Source organism: Pseudomonas sp. PF05 (assembly GCF_056521845.1).
The window spans coordinates 254,155-273,672 of the sequence record NZ_JBWLPW010000008.1 but is presented as its reverse complement, the minus strand read 5'-3'; the positions used below and the strand labels follow the sequence as shown (position 1 = coordinate 273,672).

Annotated in this window: 21 protein-coding genes; 4 read left to right on the top strand and 17 right to left on the bottom strand. The window is 60.7% G+C overall.

Features of this window, described 5'->3' with window-relative positions; all coding sequences use genetic code 11:
* Window positions 1-187 precede the first annotated feature (187 nt).
* On the bottom strand, window positions 188-1,255 hold the full coding sequence (locus AC09SL_RS15960; RefSeq protein ID WP_058542336.1) for an ABC transporter substrate-binding protein: 1,068 nt from the start codon (window positions 1,253-1,255) through the stop codon (window positions 188-190).
* Between the two features lie 349 nt (window positions 1,256-1,604).
* On the opposite strand from AC09SL_RS15960, the gene AC09SL_RS15955 reads away from it, so the two are divergent.
* Complete coding sequence (locus AC09SL_RS15955) at window positions 1,605-2,336, top strand: UTRA domain-containing protein (RefSeq protein ID WP_058542335.1); 732 nt, start codon at window positions 1,605-1,607, stop codon at window positions 2,334-2,336.
* Window positions 2,337-2,343: 7 nt separating this feature from the next.
* Here AC09SL_RS15955 and AC09SL_RS15950 read toward each other — a convergent pair whose 3' ends face one another.
* The 7 genes from AC09SL_RS15950 to minC all read right to left on the bottom strand — a co-directional run bounded on the left by AC09SL_RS15950 (window position 2,344) and on the right by minC (window position 8,148).
* Window positions 2,344-2,526, bottom strand: a complete 183-nt coding sequence (locus AC09SL_RS15950) for a hypothetical protein (RefSeq protein WP_058542334.1) — start codon at window positions 2,524-2,526, stop codon at window positions 2,344-2,346.
* A gap of 254 nt (window positions 2,527-2,780) precedes the next feature.
* The gene (locus AC09SL_RS15945) at window positions 2,781-4,070 is read right to left on the bottom strand and encodes a M18 family aminopeptidase (RefSeq protein ID WP_058542333.1); all 1,290 of its coding nucleotides are present in this window, start codon (window positions 4,068-4,070) and stop codon (window positions 2,781-2,783) included.
* Window positions 4,071-4,172: 102 nt separating this feature from the next.
* On the bottom strand, window positions 4,173-5,276 hold the full coding sequence (locus AC09SL_RS15940; RefSeq protein ID WP_058542332.1) for a hypothetical protein: 1,104 nt from the start codon (window positions 5,274-5,276) through the stop codon (window positions 4,173-4,175).
* A 44-nt stretch (window positions 5,277-5,320) separates the two neighbouring features.
* On the bottom strand, window positions 5,321-5,956 hold the full coding sequence (locus AC09SL_RS15935) for an RluA family pseudouridine synthase (RefSeq protein ID WP_025214990.1): 636 nt from the start codon (window positions 5,954-5,956) through the stop codon (window positions 5,321-5,323).
* Window positions 5,957-6,143: 187 nt separating this feature from the next.
* The gene (gene minE / locus AC09SL_RS15930; RefSeq protein WP_003179111.1) at window positions 6,144-6,398 is read right to left on the bottom strand and encodes a cell division topological specificity factor MinE; all 255 of its coding nucleotides are present in this window, start codon (window positions 6,396-6,398) and stop codon (window positions 6,144-6,146) included.
* Entirely contained in the window at window positions 6,398-7,210 is an 813-nt protein-coding gene (gene minD / locus AC09SL_RS15925; protein WP_058542331.1) for a septum site-determining protein MinD, read from the bottom strand. The genes minE and minD overlap by 1 nt, the downstream gene beginning before the upstream one ends.
* A gap of 200 nt (window positions 7,211-7,410) precedes the next feature.
* Window positions 7,411-8,148, bottom strand: coding sequence for a septum site-determining protein MinC (gene minC / locus AC09SL_RS15920; protein ID WP_058542330.1), 738 nt, complete (start codon window positions 8,146-8,148; stop codon window positions 7,411-7,413).
* 118 nt (window positions 8,149-8,266) lie between these two features.
* Between minC and AC09SL_RS15915 the strand changes: the two genes are divergently transcribed.
* Both AC09SL_RS15915 and AC09SL_RS15910 read left to right on the top strand, forming a co-directional pair.
* A complete protein-coding gene (locus AC09SL_RS15915) occupies window positions 8,267-9,199 on the top strand; it encodes a lipid A biosynthesis lauroyl acyltransferase (protein WP_058542329.1) in 933 nt (310 codons plus the stop codon).
* 47 nt (window positions 9,200-9,246) lie between these two features.
* A complete protein-coding gene (locus tag AC09SL_RS15910; RefSeq protein ID WP_058542328.1) occupies window positions 9,247-10,401 on the top strand; it encodes a patatin-like phospholipase family protein in 1,155 nt (384 codons plus the stop codon).
* A gap of 211 nt (window positions 10,402-10,612) precedes the next feature.
* Here AC09SL_RS15910 and AC09SL_RS15905 read toward each other — a convergent pair whose 3' ends face one another.
* The 7 genes from AC09SL_RS15905 to puuE form a co-directional block, all read right to left on the bottom strand.
* Window positions 10,613-11,398, bottom strand: a complete 786-nt coding sequence (locus tag AC09SL_RS15905) for an outer membrane protein OmpK (RefSeq protein ID WP_058542327.1) — start codon at window positions 11,396-11,398, stop codon at window positions 10,613-10,615.
* A 42-nt stretch (window positions 11,399-11,440) separates the two neighbouring features.
* Window positions 11,441-11,713, bottom strand: coding sequence for a hypothetical protein (locus AC09SL_RS15900; protein ID WP_155742091.1), 273 nt, complete (start codon window positions 11,711-11,713; stop codon window positions 11,441-11,443).
* A gap of 174 nt (window positions 11,714-11,887) precedes the next feature.
* Window positions 11,888-13,189 carry a urate hydroxylase PuuD gene (locus AC09SL_RS15895; RefSeq protein WP_058542326.1) on the bottom strand — a complete coding sequence of 434 codons (1,302 nt, stop codon included), beginning with the start codon at window positions 13,187-13,189 and terminating at the stop codon, window positions 11,888-11,890.
* A gap of 51 nt (window positions 13,190-13,240) precedes the next feature.
* On the bottom strand, window positions 13,241-13,744 hold the full coding sequence (locus tag AC09SL_RS15890; protein ID WP_064106976.1) for an ureidoglycolate lyase: 504 nt from the start codon (window positions 13,742-13,744) through the stop codon (window positions 13,241-13,243).
* Between the two features lie 165 nt (window positions 13,745-13,909).
* The gene (gene alc / locus AC09SL_RS15885; RefSeq protein WP_058546667.1) at window positions 13,910-14,905 is read right to left on the bottom strand and encodes an allantoicase; all 996 of its coding nucleotides are present in this window, start codon (window positions 14,903-14,905) and stop codon (window positions 13,910-13,912) included.
* Window positions 14,906-14,972: 67 nt separating this feature from the next.
* Complete coding sequence (gene uraD, locus AC09SL_RS15880) at window positions 14,973-15,488, bottom strand: 2-oxo-4-hydroxy-4-carboxy-5-ureidoimidazoline decarboxylase (protein ID WP_058546668.1); 516 nt, start codon at window positions 15,486-15,488, stop codon at window positions 14,973-14,975.
* Window positions 15,485-16,426 carry an allantoinase PuuE gene (puuE, locus tag AC09SL_RS15875; RefSeq protein WP_058546669.1) on the bottom strand — a complete coding sequence of 314 codons (942 nt, stop codon included), beginning with the start codon at window positions 16,424-16,426 and terminating at the stop codon, window positions 15,485-15,487. The genes uraD and puuE overlap by 4 nt, the downstream gene beginning before the upstream one ends.
* 413 nt (window positions 16,427-16,839) lie before the next feature.
* Between puuE and uraH the strand changes: the two genes are divergently transcribed.
* On the top strand, window positions 16,840-17,193 hold the full coding sequence (gene uraH / locus AC09SL_RS15870; protein WP_058546670.1) for a hydroxyisourate hydrolase: 354 nt from the start codon (window positions 16,840-16,842) through the stop codon (window positions 17,191-17,193).
* A gap of 205 nt (window positions 17,194-17,398) precedes the next feature.
* Here the strand turns inward: uraH and AC09SL_RS15865 are convergent, their stop codons facing one another.
* On the bottom strand, window positions 17,399-18,025 hold the full coding sequence (locus AC09SL_RS15865) for a LysE family translocator (RefSeq protein WP_058546671.1): 627 nt from the start codon (window positions 18,023-18,025) through the stop codon (window positions 17,399-17,401).
* Window positions 18,026-18,087: 62 nt separating this feature from the next.
* Window positions 18,088-19,437 (bottom strand): NCS2 family permease, encoded by a 1,350-nt coding sequence (locus AC09SL_RS15860; protein ID WP_058546672.1) that lies wholly within the window; start codon window positions 19,435-19,437, stop codon window positions 18,088-18,090.
* Window positions 19,438-19,518: the final 81 nt, after the last annotated feature.

Below are 19,518 nucleotides of genomic sequence, written 5' to 3'. Positions count from 1 at the left end.
CCAGGAAACTCGGATCCAGCAAGCTCCACTGTGAGAGCAGGCCTGTGGGAGCAAAGCTTGCTCGCGATGAAGGCGACACGGTTCAACTGCAAGACCGTGTCATCGTTTATCGCGAGCAAGCTTTGCTCCCACGGGGCCTGTTCCCACAATTGCATTGCCTGTGGATAGCCGAGCGGGAGCTATTGCCTCACTCCATATTGATGATCACTTCTTCCTGCCACTTCTGCGGCAGTGTCTTGGAGGTTTTTTCCCAAGCATCCGCGTCCTTGATCGGGGTCACGCCTTTGTACTGCTCGTTGGGCAGCAGCTTGGCCTTGACCTCTTCCGGCAGGGTCAGGTGCTCGGCGCGGATCGGACGGGCGTTGCCCTTGGCCAGGTTGATCTGGCCAGCGTCGCTGAAGATGTACTCACGGGCCAGCTTGGCGGCGTTCGGGTGCTTGGCGTATTTGTTGATGATGGTGGTGTAGCCGGAGATGACCGAGCCGTCGGACGGAATCAGTACGACGTAGTCATCCGGGTTGGCCATCTTGGCCTTGTAGCTCAGGCCGTTGAAATCCCAGACCACGCCGACTTCGACTTCACCTTTTTCCATCGTGGCGATGGTTGGGTTGGCCATGGACAGGCGTCCTTGCTTGGCTATGTCGGCGAACATCAACAGCGCCGGCTGAACGTTCTTCTCGTCGCCGCCGTTGGCCAGGGCCGCGGCCAGCACGCCGTTGGCGGCTTGGGCGGCGGTGCTCACGTCACCGATGGATACCTTGTATTTGCCGGTCTTCAGGTCTGCCCACTTGGTCGGCACTTCGGAACCGTGCAGCAACTTCTTGTTGACGATGAACGCGATGGTGCCGGTGTAGGCCAAGGCCCAGTTGCCATCTTTGTCCTTGGCCCAGGCAGGTACTTGTTCCCAGGTGCTTGGCTTGTAGGGTTGGACCACGCCCTGCTTGACCGCGATCGGGCCGAACGCTGCACCGACGTCGCCGATGTCGGCGCTGGCGTTGTCTTTCTCGGCGGCGAACTTGGCGATTTCCTGGGCCGAGCTCATGTCGGTGTCGATGTGTTTCAGGCCGTAGACCTTGGCCAGGTCGTCCCAGGTGCCTTTCCAGTTTGCCCAGTCATCGGGCATGCCGACGCTGTTCACGGCACCTTCCGCTTTCGCAGCGGCTTCCAACGTTTTCAGATCGGTGTCAGCGGCCATGGCGGCGGTGCACATGGCAATGGTCGAGCCTAACAGTGATGCCAGGAAAAGCTGTTTCATCCGAAGCTCCTATGGGCGTTTTCAACGCTGCGTTTGCGGTTGTGTTGGTCTAGGTCAGCAATACCTGAGCCAATGTAGGCGAGCCCTGTGACATTTTGATGTCGGTGTTGGAGGGTCCAGGAAACGCCCGGCTCATGGAGGTTGGTTGCGAATTAAGCGTAGACCATGGTTAAACAACTGATCTGCAAGGACTTGGCCGTTAATTTGCACGCTTGCAAAACGACCGTTCGGCGGCTCTGTCATCTGCCAGTCATGTGCAGTGCCTAGGCTTGCTGGACGAAGAAGCGGATCGATGAACAGTCGATCTTGCCCCGAAACAGTGCTGGTCTAGTCCAGATAGGTAACGTTGATGCGCATCGATGCAACCAAAGCGGTGACAGCCATCGGACAGGTCCTGCAAGAGCAGCTCGACCACGGGTTGCTGGCGCCCGGCAGCAAGTTGCCGGCCGAGCGCAAGCTCAGTGAATTGTTCGGGACCACGCGCATTACCGTGCGTGAGGCGTTGTTGCAGCTCGAAGCCCAGGGGCAGATTTATCGGGAGGAGCGCCGGGGCTGGTTCGTCTCGCCACCCCGCCTGGCCTACAACCTGATGCAGCGCAGCCATTTCCACGCCATGGTCGCGGCCCAGGGGCGTGTGCCTTCTACCCAAGTGATCTCGGCGCGCCTGCAACCCGCCTCGGCGGCGGTGTGTGCCTGGTTGCAGTTGCCGGCGCTGTCCAGCGTGATCCAGATCTGCCGCGTGCGACGTATCGACGAGCGGCTGGTGCTGTACGTCGAGCACTACCTGAACCCGCAATATTTTCCGGACATCTTGGGGTTCGACCTCAACCAGTCCATCACCGAGCTGTACGCCCGCCATTACGACCTGCATTACGGTCGGGTGAAGTTCGAAATCGTGCCCACCTCTCTACAGCCGGAAGCGGCGGCGGCGTTGAAGGTTTCGGTGGGTAGTCCGGGGCTGCGGATTGCCCGGGTCAACTATGACCAGCATCAGCGGCTGATCGATTGCGACCTGGAGTTCTGGCGACACGATGCGATTCATGTCGGGGTAGACGTGCCGGAGCAACCGCCTGCCGCCTGAGGTGGTGTCAGGCCGACTCGTTGAGCTTGGCCAGGATGCGGAACAACACCGTGACGAGGATCAGCAACATGCCGATCCACATGGCAAAGACCCCGACGTTCTTGTCACGGAAGTTGAAACCGATGGCCAGCAGGATCATGCCGGCAATGATGGGCACCAGCATGGCGTTGAACGAAGACATCGAGATCATGGCGACAGCCTTGTCGGGGAAGGATAAGGTCAGTCTAGTCGGGGTTTGGCTGGGGTGGGATGACGTATGTCATGGCCTCCTCGAATCTTTAGGCAGACATCATTGTGGCGAGGGAGCTTGCTCCCGCAGAGGTCTGTAGGAGCTGGCGAAGCCTGCGATCTTTTGATCTTTCGCTTGGGGCTCAAGTGTTTGGGGAAAGATCGCAGCCTCGCTTCGCTCGACAGCTCCTACACATCTCTTGCAGCCCAGTGTGGCTATGGCAACTCGCGAGAGGCGTAGAACGCGCTCAGCACCTTCACCAAATGCGCCAGGTCATGGCTGCCACACAGTTCGCGGATCGAATGCATGGCGAAGGTCGGCAGGCCGATGTCCACGGTGCGTACGCCCAACTGACTGGCGGTGATCGGGCCGATGGTCGAGCCGCAGCCCATGTCGCTGCGCACCACGAAGCTTTGCACCGGCACTTCTTCAGCCATGCACAGGTGACGGAAGAACCCGGCGGTTTCGCTGTTGGTGGCGTAGCGCTGGTTGCTGTTGACCTTGATCACCGGTCCGGCGTTGAGCTTGGGGCCATGGTTGGCGTCGTGCTTGTCGGCATAGTTGGGGTGCACGCCGTGAGCATTGTCGGCCGAAACCAGCAAGGACTTCTGAATGGTGCGCACGAACTCTTCACCTTCAGGCAGCAGGCGCCGCAGGGTCTGTTCCAGCATCGGACCGTCGGCGCCACAGGCCGAGCACGAACCGACCTCCTCGTGATCGTTGCACACCAGTACGCAGGTTTCTTCGGTGTCAGCGTTCAGCAAAGCCTGCAGGCCGGCGTAGCACGACAGCAGGTTGTCCAGGCGCGCGCCAGCAATGAAATCGCCGTGCAGGCCAATGACCGCGGCGCTTTGGGTGTCGTAGAAACTCAACTCGTAATCGAGCACCACGTCGGCATTCAGGCCATGTTCGCGGGCCAGTTGATCGGTGAGCACGGCACGGAAATCGACACGCTCGTCCCCGGCGAACTGGGCGAGGATCGGCGGCAATTCATTCTGCGGGTTGATGGCCCAGCCCTGGTTGGCTTCGCGATTGAGGTGGATGGCCAGGTTCGGAATCGTGGCGATCGGCGCCTTGAAATCGATCAGTTGGCTTTCGACCTTGCCGTCGCGGCGCAAGGTCACCCGCCCGGCCAGGGACAGGTCGCGGTCGAACCACGGCGCCAGCAGCGCGCCGCCGTAGACTTCCACGCCCAGTTGCCAGAACCCGTGGCGTTGCAGTTCCGGCTGCGGCTTGACCCGCAGGCAGGGGCTGTCGGTGTGGGCGCCGACCAGGCGGATGCCATCGTGCAACGGTGAGTTGCGGCCGAGCTTGAATGCGATGATCGAGGAGTCGTTGCGCGTGACGTAATAGCGACCGTTGGCCTCGGTGGACCAGGTCTCGCGTTCGTCAAGACGCTGATAGCCTGCCGCCTCCAGGCGCTTGGCAAGGCTGGCGGTGGCATGGAAAGGGGTAGGGGAGGCCTTGAGGAAGTCGATCAGGCCTTGGTTCAACTCTGCGCGCATAAGTAACTCCAGACAGCAATGGGCGGCAGTTTACCCCATCGACCGCCTGCATTGCAGACCCAATCCCCCCGTCACAAATTGTCCTGCAGCCCGCTGTTTTGATCAGCCCGGGGCCGTGATCCGCTTGCGCAAATGCTCCATGATCAAGGGCTTGTCTTGCGCTTTGGACGGTTCTGGCAAGCGCTGCGGCCAGTGCTCCAGTTGGCCGAACAGCTCTTGCCGGCGCTCCGGGTCCAGGCGAAGAACTTCCCGCGATGCCGAATCCCACCAGTGGTGCCGGCAAAGGTTGTAATAAGGATGCTCTGGCACCGCGCTGCCATACAGCAGGTCGCGCCCGATTTTGTGCAAGGCGCCGCGTTGATGGCGCAATTTCCATTTGATCTTCAGGCGCCGCCAGGCCGAGGGGAAAGGCCTGGTGCGCGGTACGTCATGGCAGCGCTCAACCAACTGCGTACTGAACGCCTCGCCGTGCAAGGCAAAGAAGTGCGCCTGCATGGTGTGGAAGAAGCGTTTTTCGGCGAAGTAGTGATAGACGTGTTTGTTGGTTTCGTTAATGGTCTGGTTGCGCAGGGTGAACGAAATCGCGATCTGTTCGATGGTGTGGATGTCGAAGCCACCCTCGGTCCATTCATCGATCAGTCCGACGGCCTGGGCCAGCAGCACGGCGTCGTTGTCAGTCACGCCGCACAGCCCGCTGTTGTAGAGCTTGAAGCTGTTGCCCGGGGTGATGCCGTGGCGGAGCAGGCGCGAACCCAGCTGGAGGTAATCCTCGCGCTTGCAGACATAGTCCCAGTTGTATTCGAAGCTGTCCATCAGGTAGCGCCCTGGCTGGATTTGCTTGAACAGCAGGTCGGGATCGGCGAGGAACAGCGTGTCGGTGTCGACGAACAGGGTCTTTTCTGCCAGCGTCAGGCCGGCTGCGATGGCGCAGGCCTTGCGCCGGTGAATGTAGCCGTTATGACCTTGCCACTCGGTCAGCAACTGCGGGCTCAGCGCGAGGGTCTCGACCGGCCAGCCTTGATAATCCTCAGGCCGGTCGGTCAGGATCCTGATGCTGGGCAGGGTTGCCGGATTGCCGTGGGCCAGGGCAGTCAGGATGCTGAACTTGGCTTCGTGGCAATAAGCGTCTTTGTCGCCGTAGATCAGGTACAGCAGTTGGTGACGAACTTTTTTGACCGGGGTTTTCTGAAAATCAATAACCTGCATGCCAAACCTTTATCGGATAAAGCCATTTTCCATGGGGGGACAATCTAGAACGGTGCTGGGCACTCGAAGCGCAGGCGCTCGCCGCTTTGCGGATGGGTGAAGCTCAGCATGCTGGCGTGCAGGCACAGGCGTGGCCAGGCGGCGAGGGCCTGCGGGTGGGCGTAGAGCCCGTCGCCCAGCAGCGGGTGACCGATGGACAGCATGTGCACGCGCAATTGGTGCGAGCGGCCGGTGATCGGCGTGAGTTCGACCCGGCACCAATCGCCGCAACGTTCCAGCACGCGCCAGAAGGTCAGGGCGTGTTTGCCGTGTTCATGGTCCACCACATGCCGAGGTTTGGTCGGCGGGTCGTAGCGCAAGGGCAGGTCGATGCTGCCGCTGTCCAGTGCCGGTTGGCCCCAGCACAGCGCGGTGTAGGCTTTTTCGGTTTCGCGATCATGAAATTGCCGGGACAGTTCGCGATGGGTGTCCGGGTCGCGGGCCAACAGGATGATGCCGGAAGTTTCCCAGTCCAGTCGGTGCACGATTCGGGCTTCCGGATAGCCGTTTTCCTGCAGGCGGGTGATCAGGCAGTCTTTGTTGTCGTCGGCCCGGCCGGGCACGGAAAGCAACAGGGTCGGCTTGTCGACCACCAGGACGGCGGCGTCCTGATGAATGATGCGGATGTTGGACAGGGGCATTGAAAACAGTCTCGTTACAAACGCCAACGGCGGCTCGGGCCCGTCGTCCTATATGTAGGAGCTGGCGAAGCCTGCGATCTTTTCCGAGCTTCCTTGAGTTTCAAGTGAAAGATCAAAAGATCGCAGGCTTCGCCAGCTCCTACACAAGGGCGCTAAGCCCGAGCCGCCGTGGCTCCCGCAGGATCTATCAGCGATCCGGCAGGGTGATGTTGAGTTCCAGGATCGAGCAACTGCCCTGGCTTTCCAGCGCCACGTGCACGTCATCGCTACCGATGTTGACGTATTTGCGGATCACTTCCACCAGTTCCTTCTGCAAGGCTGGCAGGTAGTCAGGGGTGCTGCGTTGGCCGCGTTCGTGCGCCACGATGATCTGTAGACGCTCTTTCGCGACCGAGGCGGTACTGGGCTTTTTGTTGGCACGAAAGAAGTCAAAAAGGTTCATTACCTACCTCCAAACAGGCGCTCGAAGAAACCCTTCTTCGTTACATCGAGGAATCGATGCGCTACGGTTTTGCCCAGCAGACGATCGACGGCATCGCTGTATGCCTGGCCGGCGTCGCTCTGGTCGTCGAGAATCACCGGCACGCCGGAGTTGGAGGCCTTGAGTACCGCTTGAGATTCCGGAATGACACCCAGCAGGGTGACGGCGAGGATCTCCTTGACGTCTTCGACGCCCAGCATTTCGCCATCGCTGACCCGTTGCGGGTTGTAGCGGGTCAGCAGCAGGTGTTCCTTGATCGGTTCTTCGCCCTTCTCGGCGCGACGGGATTTGCTCGCCAGCAGCCCCAGCATGCGGTCGGAGTCTCGGACCGACGACACTTCCGGGTTGGTCACGACAATCGCTTCGTCCGCGAAGTACATGGCCAGGTGGGCACCTTTCTCGATACCGGCCGGGGAGTCGCAGACCACGAACTCGAAGTCTTCCTTGAGTTGCATCAGGACTTTTTCCACGCCTTCCTGGGTCAGCGCGTCTTTGTCGCGGGTCTGACTGGCGGCCAGCACGTAGAGATTCTCAAGGCGCTTGTCCTTGATCAGGGCTTGTTGCAGGTTTGCTTCGCCGTTGACCACATTGACGAAGTCGTAGACCACGCGACGCTCGCAACCCATGATCAGGTCCAGGTTACGCAGGCCGACGTCGAAGTCGACGATGACTGTCTTGTGGCCGCGCAGAGCGAGGCCGGTACCGATAGCGGCGCTGGTGGTGGTCTTACCCACACCACCCTTGCCGGATGTAACCACGAGAATCTTGGCCAAGGTGTTTCACCCCTAAGGAAAAAGGACTTTTTCAGCCCCTGAAAAACATCTCTGGAAAACCGCTGCAATTGGACAGGCTTGGCTGGAATCGGATGTCGGGCGGGGTCTACCTCCGGTAAACACTGCCTGATCCTTTTTCCTACGTCGTTTAAGCCGTTTTCGCTCGTTTTAGAGATGCTTGGAAAATGCGGCAGTATCCGTTAAAGCCGAATGATGTTCAACACGTCGCCCGACAGGCTGATCTGAACGCCGGCCCCCCACAACGGATCGCGGCGCAAATCCTCGGAGACCTTGTACTGCCCGGCGATGGAGACCAGTTCAGCGCTCAATTGCTGACAGAAGATCCTGGCTTTCGTATCCCCCTTGACGCCGGCCAGCGCGCGACCGCGCATCGGGCCGTATACATGGATGTTGCCATCGGCCAGAAGTTCCGCCCCCGGGCTGACCGAGGACACCACGACCAGATCGCCACCCTGGGCATAAATCTGCTGGCCGCCGCGTACTGGCGAGGTGATCACGCGCGTTGGCTTGATGGTGGGCTCTGGTGGCTTTTCCGGGGCTTTCCTGGCTTGGACCGGGCTCAGTTCCAGCACGCGCTCCCGGGCGCCGGACGGCGGCAGCACCGGGATGTCCACGGCGATGGCGGCGGCGATGTCTTCGATGCGGCTGGCGCGGATCGCCAGGGTGCGCAGGCCGTGCTGGCGGCAAACGCGCATCAGGCCCGGCAGGTCCACTGCGCCTTCGCCGGCCGGCAGCTTGTCCAGGGCCAGCACCAGCGGGGCATTGCTGAAGAAATTCGGTGCCTGGGCGACTTTGGCCGCCAACTGCCGGTCAAGGCCTTCCAGGTCGTTGCGGGCCAGCTCCAGCACCGTAATGGCGAGCATGCTGCCCTTCAGCTGGAACACGGGATCTTGGTCTAGCGGTTCGGTTTGGCTCATGGTCGGCGTACAACGGCTTGTCACTAAAAGTGCCGAGACTTATAACGAGATCGTCCGCCAGCCGCAACCCGGGTCGAACAATGTAGAATGCGCGGCCCATGTCTTAATGGAAGCTGTAATGGATCGCCCGCGTTTTCGAGCTGCATTCTTTCATCCGCGTTTCTGGCTGCTGTGGTGCGGCCTGGGGCTGTTGTGGCTGATCGTCCAGTTGCCTTATCCGTTATTGCTGCGGGTCGGTCGTGCATTGGGCGCGCTGATGTACCGGGTGGCCGGCGACAGACGGCGCATCGCCCGTCGTAACCTGGAACTGTGTTTCCCGCAAAAGTCCGCTGCCGAGCGCAAGCGTCTGCTCAAGGAAAACTTTGCCTCCACCGGCATCGCCTTTTTCGAAATGGCCATGAGTTGGTGGTGGTCGCGCTCGCGCCTGGCGAAACTGGCCCATGTCGAAGGGCTGGAGCATCTCAAGCAGGCCCAGCGCGAGGGCAAGGGCGTGATCCTGATGGCGTTGCATTTCACCACGCTGGAAATCGGCGCGGCGTTGCTCGGCCAGCAGCACACCATCGATGGCATGTACCGCGAGCACAAGAACCCGCTGTTCGACTATATCCAGCGCCGGGGCCGCGAGCGGCACAACCTCGACTCCCTGGCGGTGGAGCGTGACGACGTGCGCGGCATGCTCAAGCTGCTGCGGGCCGGGCGGGCGATCTGGTATGCGCCGGACCAGGATTACGGCGCCAAGCAGAGCGTGTTCGTCCCGCTGTTCGGCATCCAGGCGGCGACGGTCACCGCCACCAGCAAGTTCGCCCGCCTGGGCAAGGCGCTGGTGGTGCCATTCATTCAGGAGCGCCTGGCCGACGGCAGCGGTTATCGCCTGGTGATCCAGGCCCCGCTGACGGATTTCCCGGGCGAGACCGAGGAGGCCGATTGCATCCGCGTCAACCAGTGGGTCGAGCAGTCGGTGAGCGATTGTCCCGAGCAATACCTCTGGGCCCATCGGCGCTTCAAGAGCCGTCCGCCGGGCGAGCCCAAGCTGTACGACAAACGCGGTTGAGCCAACATCCGCCACTTTCAACAGCACCTCGAGCACGGAGCATTGCGATGACCCCAGCTGAACCGGTTACAGGTTTGATTCTTTCCGGCGGCGGGGCTCGAGCGGCGTATCAGGTGGGCGTACTGGCGGCCATCGCCGAATTGTTGCCGGAAGGGGCGCGAAACCCGTTTCCGGTGATTGTCGGTACGTCGGCCGGGGCGATCAACGCGGTTAGCCTGGCAAGTGGGGCGATGGACTTCAAGAGCGCCATCGAGCGGCTGACGGCGTTCTGGCAAGCGGTGCGCAGCCACCAGGTCATGCGCAGCGACTGGCTGGGCGTCATTGCCCAGGCCAGGCGTTTCATCATTCATAGCCTGCTGGGCCTGGGGGCCAAGCTGCCGGTGGCGTTGATCGACAGTTCGCCGTTGCGCCAACTGCTCCAGAGCCAATTCCACGCCTCGGGCATCGAACAGGCCATCGCCGAGCAGCAATTGCGGGCGGTGGCGGTGACGGCGTTCGGTTATGAGTCCGGCCAGGCCGTTACGTTCTACCAGGGGCGCGGGACCATTGGTGCCTGGCTGCGACATCGACGCATTGGCGTGCCGACGCAGTTGTCGGTGGAGCACCTGCTGGCCAGTTCGTCGATTCCCTTGTTGTTCGCGCCGGTCAGGATCGGCCCGCAATACTTCGGTGACGGCGCGGTGCGTCAATCGGCGCCTATCAGCCCGGCCTTGCACCTGGGAGCCAATCGCGTGCTGGTGATCGGCGTCAGTGGCAACCCCCGTGGCGCTGGCGGGCAGGATCCCTCCGAGCGCAGCTACACCGGCCTGCAACCGACCCTGGCGCAGATCGGCGGCCATATGCTCAACAGCACGTTCATTGACAGCCTGGAAAGCGACATCGAGTTGCTTGAGCGCCTGAACGGGTTCAGCCACCTGCTGCCCGATGACGTACCGGCCCACGCCCTCGGCGCGGCACCGGTGGACGTATTGGTGATTTCCCCAAGCCAGCCAATAGACGAAATCGCCGCCCGCCATCGCCAGGAGCTGCCTCGTGCGCTGCGGTTATTCTTGCGTGGGCCGGGTGCGACCAAGACCAGTGGTGCGGGGGTGCTGAGTTACCTGTTGTTCGAGTCAGGGTATTGCAGCGAATTGATCGAGTTGGGACGCCAGGATGCGTTGGCGCAGCGTGAGGCATTGAGCCGGTTCCTGGGGTTGTCCTGATTTGATGCAGGCAGGTCCATCGCAATCGCGAGCAGGCTCGCTCCCACAAGGGATTGGCGGTGGGCGCTAAATCCTAGCTTTCACGAAACCAATGTGGGAGCGAGCTTGCTCGCGATGACGGCGGTACATTCAACATCAATGCAAGCCGGTCCACCGCTATCGCGAGCAAGCTCGCTCCCACCGGGTATTGCTGCGGATGTAAATTCAGGGATCAGAAATGATACTTCAGCAAGAAGCTGGTATTGCTCTGGTTGGTCTTGAAGCCGTCGCTGTCTTCGATCCCGTACTTGTTCTTCCAGTAGTCATACTCCACGCCCACATACAACTGCTTGGCACCGAGCTTCAACGCCTTGCCCAGGTCATATTTGATCTGCGGGTTGATGTGCAGGTTGGCGTGGTAGGTGCCCTTGGCGTTGGTGTCGTTGTCCACCACCCAGTCGATGAAACCGTCGATCAGGAGGTCGGATGAGCCCATGGGGATGGTATAGGCCCAGGCCGGAGTGATTTGCCAGACATTGTCGCCGGCGCGTGGGCCTTCGGTCTGGCGGTTGTAAAAGTTCAGTTGGAAGTAGTCGAAGCCGGGAATTGCCAGGTCGAAACCCGGGCCGATCAGGTAGGACTCGTTGTCGCCTTCGCCGAATTCATACGTCATGGCCAGCAGCACATCCTTGATCGGGCCCAGTTCCAGCTTCTGGTCGAAGATCTTGCCGAACGACAGGCGTGGGCTGAACTCACCGTAGTAGGTGTTCGGGCCGGACTGGCTGTCGTCCTGGCCGTTGTAGAAGATCCGATCGAGGAAGAAGAAGTTGTCCCCGTATTTCCACGCGTCGGCGTGTTCGAAGGTCACGGTCTGCTGGATGCGCGGGTTGACCTGGAAATCCTTGCCATACAGGTAGGTCAGGCTGTTGTTCTGCCACTGGAACAGGTCGTCGGCCATCGCTTGGCCTCCGGCCAGCAAGGATCCTGCGAGTATCAGGCTGGTGCACGTACGTTTCATTCGGTTTGCTCCCAAAGGTAAGTGGTACCGCTTTTTTTCAGATCAGAGCTCTGGTGTGGCGCCTTTTTCCTCGGATAAAAACATCCGTTTGGTCAGCTTTTCGCTTGTGGCCAGTGCTGATAGCAAGAGCTGAGCCAACGCCAAAAAAGGCTCGTCCAGCTGCTTTTTGAACAGTGGTAAAGGGTTTTTCAGGGGCGCGTTTTTTGTCCGCCAGCGCCCGGATAAGTTGGCGGGGCGGTCAGGATTGGATGGTTTTTTGTTGTCGGCCGGCTTCGAGCGGCCGCGCAGGATACGGGCTTGCCTTGAGGGGCTCAAGTGCCCTGCAACGGCGCATCCGTGGCGAATTTGGGGCGTGATGGCGGGGCTGGATCATCTGGTGCTTTCCTCTTGTTTTTATTGTTGAGGCGCAGGCAGTCGCTGACGGGCGACCGGTGGTGAACCGGTCGGCCTGTCAGCGGTATGACATGTGACGCTATTGGCGCGCGAGGCTCAGTTGGTCCGCGCGCCCTGGTTGATCCACGCGCCGATCAGATCGCGTTCCTGCTGGGTCATCTGGGTGATGTTGCCCAACGGCATGATCTGGCTGGTGACGGCCTGGGCCTGGATGCGCGCCGCTTGTTGCTGGATCTGCTGCGGGGTGTCGAACATCACCCCACCTGGTGCGGCGCTGAACAATGGGCTGGTGGGCTTGGCCGAGTGACAGACCGAGCAGCGTTCCTGGATGACGCTGTGGACCTTCTCGAACGACGGGCCCTGGACGTTGGCGGCCTGGGTGGGCGCCGATGTCGGTGCGGCGGGGGCCGTCGCCGGTTTCGCGCCACCCCCCACTGCCGTTTCCGGCAACGGTTGGTACTCGATCACGCCAGGGGCCTTGGCCACCTCCGGTGCGGTGGGCATGGGCTTGGGGCCTGTGACATAAGCCAGGCAGATCATCGCCAGGGCACCGACCGGCAGCGTCCAGGCAAACCGGTTGCTGTCATGGCGCGTATTGAAGTAATGGCGCACCAACACCGCCGCCACGGCGATCCCCGCCAGGATCAGCCAGTTGTACTGGCTGCCGTAGGTGCTCGGGAAATGGTTGCTGATCATGATGAACAGCACCGGCAGGGTGAAGTAGTTGTTGTGGCGCGAGCGCAACAAGCCCTTGGCCGGCAGTGCAGGATCGGGCGTGCGGTTCTCGGCGATGGCCGCCACCAGCGCACGCTGGGCCGGCATGATGATGCGGAACACGTTGCCGACCATGATCGTCCCGATGACCGCCCCGACATGCAGGTAGGCACCGCGACCGCTGAACACCTTGCTGAACCCGTAGGCCGCGGCGATCAACAGCACGAACAGGATCAGGCCGAGCAGGGCAGGGCGCTTGCCCAGGGCCGAGTCGCATAGGAAGGAATAGACGAACCAGCCGACGAGCAACGAACCGAGGCCCAGGGCGACGCCTTCGGGGCCGCTCAGGCTGCTGCCGGGGGCCAGAAGGTAGACGGTCGGGTTCCAATAGAACACCACGCACAACAGCGCGATGCCCGACATCCAGGTGAAGTAGGCTTCCCACTTGAACCAGTGCAGGTTGTCCGGCATGGACGGTGGCGCGAGTTTGTATTTTTCCAGGTGGTAGATGCCGCCACCGTGGATGGCCCACAGGTCGCCGGCAAGGCCGCTCCTGGGGTTGACGCGATTGAGGTTGTTTTCCAGCCAGACAAAGTAGAACGACGCGCCGATCCAGGCCACGCCAGTGATCATGTGAACCCAGCGTACGCTCAGGTTCAGCCATTCCAGCATATGTGCTTCCACAGTCTTTACCTCTCGCCCGTCACGCTTGTTTTCGCGTGATCGGACCTTCTCTTATTGGTGGGGGGCGAGGATCAATAACTCATCCTCTTTGAAAAAATGCTCATCGCAGTTATTGCCTGTGCCACTGCGATCAACCACCAGGAAGTCATCCCGCTTTTCGATCGTCAGCACCGGGTGGTGCCAGACGCCGCGATGGTAATTAATGCCCTGCCTGCCGTTGGTGACGAAGGCGCGGACCAAGCCTGATACAGGTACATCGCCAAGTGGCGCGACCACGATCAGAAAGGGGTTGCCGAGCAGCGGAATGAACGCTTGGCTGCCCAGCGGATGGCGCTCCAGCATGCGCACGGTCAGCGGCATGTCCAGCGCGTCGGCGCGGAAGATGCTGATGATCGCCTTGTCGTCCGGCGTGGCGGTTTCCACCGTCGCCAGGCGGTGGAAGCGCATGGTCGAACCGTTGTTGATCATGAAGTGATCGCTGCCGTCGGTTTCGATCACGTCACCGAACGGGGCGAAGGCTTCTTTGGTCAACGGTTCGATCTTGAGTGTGCGCATGCTGGTCTTCTTATCCAAAAATTCTGTGTTGTGGTTCAGCTTTTGTGACGAGGGAGCTTGCTCCCGCTGGACCGGTCCGACGCCTCGGGCGCAGCAGTCCCATTTGAAAAGCGGGGTCGCTTCGCAACCCAGCGGGAGCAAGCTCCCTCGCCACAGGTACGTTGTTTATTTCGACACCTTGCCCAGCACCCGCAGGCGACTCACCCCGCCATCCGGGAACACGTTCAGGCGGATGTGGGTGATCGGCCCCAGGGCCTTGATCTGCTCGGCGAAGGTGTGTTCGGCGTGCATTTCCAGCTTCTGGCTTGGCAGCAGCTCGCGCCAGAACAGCGATTGGGTTTCGATCTGGCTGTCGGTGCCGCCCTTGACGAACGCCCCCTGGATCGAGCAGCTGTCCGGGTAGTTACCCTTGAAGTGCAGGGTGTCGACGATGACTTTCTCGACCTCGCCGGCATGGCCCAGGGCGACGATGACCCAGTCATTGCCCGGGGTACGACGACGGGCGGTTTCCCAGCCATCGCCCATGTTGATGCCACGACCGGGGTTGAGAATGTTGCTCATGCGGCCGAAGTGTTCGTCGGAGCAGGCCAGGGCGCGACCGCCGTTGAGGGCGGCAGCCAGGTCGATCTGTTCGTTGTCGCCCACGGCTGACCAGTCGCGGTATGGAATGCCATAGACCCGCAACCGGGCCACACCGCCATCGGGGTAGATGTTGAAGCGCAGGTGGCTGAAGGCCTGGTCGTTGCTGATTTCGTGGTAGTGGTGGCTGTTGCCTTGCAGCTCTACGGCCGACAGCACTTCGGTCCACTGGGTGTTTTCGTCTGGCTCGCCTTCGGTCAGGAAGCAGGCTTCCAGGGAGGCCGACGGTGGGTAGTTACCGGTGAAGAATGAGGTGTCGATGTCCACGCCTTTGATCGAGCCGGCCACACCCAGGCGGATCACCGCGCTGTCGTAGCCTTCGAAGCGCTTGCGCCGCGATTCCCAGCCGTCCATCCACTTGCCGTTGTCATCGAACACGCCCTCCTTCCATACGGCCGGGGTCGGTTGGAACAAACGGTTGGCGTCGGCGAACCAGTCATCGGTGACCGAGATGATCTTGGTGCCCAGGCGGGCGTCGGCCAGGTTGACGAACTTCTCGAAAGGTACGGCGTAAGCTTTCATTCTTTTTGTCTGCCTTTAAATAAGTGGCTGGGGATGCTTGCAGGGCCTCGGGTCGCGGGGCTGCTCGCTAAAGGGTCAGTAATCGGAACAACGCGATCTTGTTGATCTCTGCCAGCGCGCATTTGAATTCGGTGTCTACCGAGTGATGGATGCGCGTTTCGAACGCCGCGAGGATCTGATGCCGGTTGCTGCCTTTTACCGCCATGATGAAGGGAAACTTGAACTTTGCCTTATAGGCGTCGTTCAGCTCAGTGAAGCGCTGAAACTCATCGCTCGAGCATTGGTGAATACCGGCGCCGGCCTGTTCGTTCGTGCTGGCTTCGGTCAGTTGGCCCTGAACGGCGGCTTTGCCGGCCAGGTCCGGGTGAGCGTTGATCAGCGCCAGTTGGCTGGCGTGATCGGCGCTCAACAGGATATCGCTCATGCGCTGGTGCAGGGTTTCGATCTGGTCGATCGACGGGTCCTGACCCAGGTCGAAAGCCTTTTCGGCGACCCATGGCGAATGTTCGTAGATATCGGCAAAAGCCCGGACGAAGGCGTCACGGCTCAAAGTGGAAGGCTTGAGGGTCTGGAAGGCAGTCATTTCGAAGCTCCTGATTTCGAAGCTTGTGGGCACGGGTGGGTCTGGTGCCAGTGGCGGGCGATGTCGACGCGACGGCTGAACCAGACCTGTTCATGACCCTTGGCATATTCAAGGAAGCGCTTGAGGGACGCCAGGCGGGCAGGGCGGCCGATCAGGCGGCAGTGCAAGCCGATGGAGAGCATCTTGGGGGCTTCGGCGCCTTCGGCATACAGCACGTCGAAGGCGTCCTTGAGGTATTGGAAGAAATCATCGCCCTTGTTGAAACCCTGCACTTGGGTAAAGCGCATGTCGTTGGTGTCGAGGGTGTAGGGGATCACCAGGTGCGGCTTGCCGTCGGGGGTGTTTGGTTCCCAGTAGGGCAGGTCGTCGTCATAGGTGTCGCTGTCATAGAGAAAACCACCTTCCTCCATGACCAGTCGGCGGGTATTGGGGCCGGTACGACCGGTGTACCAACCCAGCGGACGCTCGCCGGTGATTTCGGTGAGGATGCGGATCGCTTCGAGCATGTGCTCGCGTTCCTGGGCCTCATCCATGTATTGGTAGTCGATCCAGCGATAGCCGTGGCTGCAGATTTCGTGACCGGCGGCAACCATGGCGCGGATCACGTCTGGATGGCGCTGGGCGGCCATGGCCACGGCGAAGATGGTCAGCGGGATATCGAATTCCTTGAACAGCTTGAGGATCCGCCAGACCCCGGCACGGCTGCCATACTCGTACAGCGATTCCATGCTCATGTTGCGCTCGCCCTGCAGCGGTTGCGCCGCGACCATTTCCGAGAGGAACGCCTCGGATTCCTTGTCGCCATGCAGGATGTTGCGCTCGCCGCCTTCTTCGTAATTGAGCACGAAGGACAGGGCGATGCGGGCATTGCCCGGCCACTGGGGATGGGGCGGGTTACTGCCGTAACCGATCAGGTCGCGTGGGTAGTCAGCGCTCACTGCAGTTTTCCTTCTTGTTCGAACCATGTGGGTGGCGCCCTGGAGATGGAGCATAGGCTGGCGTCACGACGATGGGATGATTGTATACAACTTTATGTGCGATTTGTAAGCCTGATTTTTTGTAATTTTCACCGCTGCCCTTGGTTTGTCTACACTGCAAGAAACCTGCCCATCTGGTCAATTAATCAATGTAAGGATAGCGTATCCATTGGTTTGGCTTCGGATTGGGTTGGAACCCTGGTCGGAACGCACAGGGGCAAAATATTGATTTTTTATTGTGTACAATTTTCTTTTAAAGTGTCTTAATTCGTTCATCGCCGTGGCGTTTCGTGCTCCGAAACGGTGCGGCCTGTCTTTCAACTGATTCAGGAGGCGTCGGGCCGGACTGCACTGCAGCGAGGCGCGCACAATCAATGGGACGTTTGACTACTCATGTTTTGGATGCTGCACACGGCTGCCCGGGCAGCTCGATCAAAGTCGAGTTGTACCGTGTGGAAGGTTCGCAACTGCAACTGGTCGCCAGCGCGCTGACCAACAGCGACGGTCGCTGCGACGCGCCGTTGCTGCAAGGGGATGACTACCGTTCGGGCGTCTATCAGATTCAATTCCATGCCGGCGATTACTACCGCGCCCGTGGTGTCCAGTTGTCCGAACCGGCGTTCCTGGATGTGGTCGTGCTGCGCTTCGGCATTTCGGCCGAGCAGGAGCATTACCACGTGCCCTTGCTGATTTCGCCTTACGCTTATTCAACCTATCGAGGCAGTTGATCCCCCAAGCAACTGCCTGGTCCTGGAAGCCACTGCGCATAGAGCTTCTTTGGTTTTTCGCCCGCTCACACTGCGGGCTTTTTTTCGTCCATGAAAAATAGGGTGTCTGGGAGGGCGTCTTCGCGAGCAAGCCCGCTCCCACACTGGATTTTTGTCGTTCACAAAAACCTGTGGGAGCGGGCTTGCTCGCGAAGCTTTTGCTTTTTTAGCGGCTCAGCAGGGAGGCCGCCCCCGCACCGCCAAACAACCCGGCACTGACCCGGTTGAACCAGCCCTGGCCTTTACCCGTGCGCAGATATCGCGCCGCGCCGTGGGCGCCAAGGCCGTAGGCCAATTTGCACAGCAGGTCGAGTACGGTCCAGGTGGCGATCATGATAAGCAACTGCGGCATGAACGCTTGTTCGGCGCTCAAGAACTGCGGCAGGAAAGCGGCGAAGAACAGGATGTCTTTCGGGTTGCTCGCACCCAGCACGAACGCCCGGCCGAAGAGGGCGCGAAAGCGCGGGACGGTGGCGGCTTGCGGCACGTCGGTGCCTTGGGACGGCTGGCGCGATTGCTGCCAGCTCTGCCAGGCCAGATAAAACAGGTACAGGGCACCGACAATCTTCAGGGCACTGAACAACTGCTCCGAGGCCATCAACAATGCACCAAGCCCCAGCGCCGAGGCGCTCAGCAGGCAGATCGAGGCAATCACCCCACCCAGGAACGCCGGGTACGAGCGGCGCAGGCCGTAGTTCAGGCTATTGCCGATCATCAACAACGACAACGGGCCGGGGATGAGGATCACCACCAAGGCGGCACCACTGAACAACAGCCAGGTTTCCAGATTCATTGCTTTGCTCCTGATGTACAAAAGCCTCACCCAATGGGTGAGGCGGGTGAAAACGGTCTCGCTTACAAGAAGATGAACTTGGCGATGAAGATCGCGCAGAGCACCCACAGGCTCACGGAGATTTCCTTGTGTTTACCCGTGCCGGCCTTGAGCACCACATAGGTGATGAAACCCAGTGCGATACCGTCGGCGACCGAGAACGTCAGGGGCATCATGATGGCCGTGACGATGGCCGGGATGCTGTCGGTCGCTTCGTCCCATTCGATGTGGGCCATGCCGCCCATCATCAGCATCGCGACGTAGATCAAGGCCCCGGCCGTGGCGTAGGCCGGGATCATCCCGGCCAGCGGTGCGAAGAACATGGCGGCAATAAATAGCACACCGACGGTCACGGCGGTAAGCCCGGTGCGGCCACCGGCGGCCACACCGGCGGCGCTTTCCACGTAGCTGGTCACTGGCGGCACGCCGACCATGGCGCCGAAGACGCTGGAGGCGCTGTCGGCTTTCAAGGCGCGGGACAGGTTCTCGATCTTGCCATCGGCTTTCACCAGGCCGGCGCGCTGGGCCACGCCCATCAGGGTGCCGGCGGTGTCGAACATGTGCACGAACAGGAAGGCCAGGACCACGCTGATCATGCTGACGTTGAACACACCGGCCACGTCCATCGCCATCCAGGTGGGGGCCAGGCTCGGTGGTGTCGACATGACGCCGTTGTACTGCACCAATCCCAGGCCCCAACCGGCCAGGGTCACAGCGATGATGCTGATCAGGATCGCGCCGAACACACGGTGATAGCTGAGCACGGCGATCATCAGGAAGCACACCGCGGCCAACAGCGGACCGGGCTCACGCAACGAGCCGAGCTTGATCAGGGTGGCGGGGCTGTCGACGATGATCCCGGCGGTTTTCAGACCGATCAGCCCGAGGAACAATCCGACCCCCGCGCCCATGGCAAACCGCAGGCTCACCGGAATGCTGTTGAGCAGCCACTCCCGCACCCGTGACAGGGTCAGGAACATGAACAGCACACCGGAAACGAACACCGCACCCAACGCGGTTTCCCAGTTGTAGCCCATGGTGCCGACCACGGTGTAGGTGAAGAAAGCGTTCAAGCCCATGCCTGGCGCCAGGCCCACCGGCCAGTTGGCGTACAGGCCCATCAACAGGCAACCCAGGGCCGCAGCGATGCAGGTGGCGACGAATGCGGCGCCGTGATCGATGCCGGCATCGGCCATGATGTTGGGGTTGACGAAGATGATGTAGGCCATGGTGATGAAGGTCGTCAGGCCGGCAATCAGCTCGGTTTTCACCGTGGTGCCATGCAAGCTGAGTTTGAAGAGGCGTTCCAGCCAGCCACTACGTAGCGGCGGCGAGAGGTCCAGCGTCTGGGCTTCGGGTTTGCGGCTTTCCACAGCGAGTACTCCTCAAGAGTCTTATTGTTATTTCCAGCACCGCACACGCCCTGGGGGTGGCTGCGATGCGCTGAGGCAGGT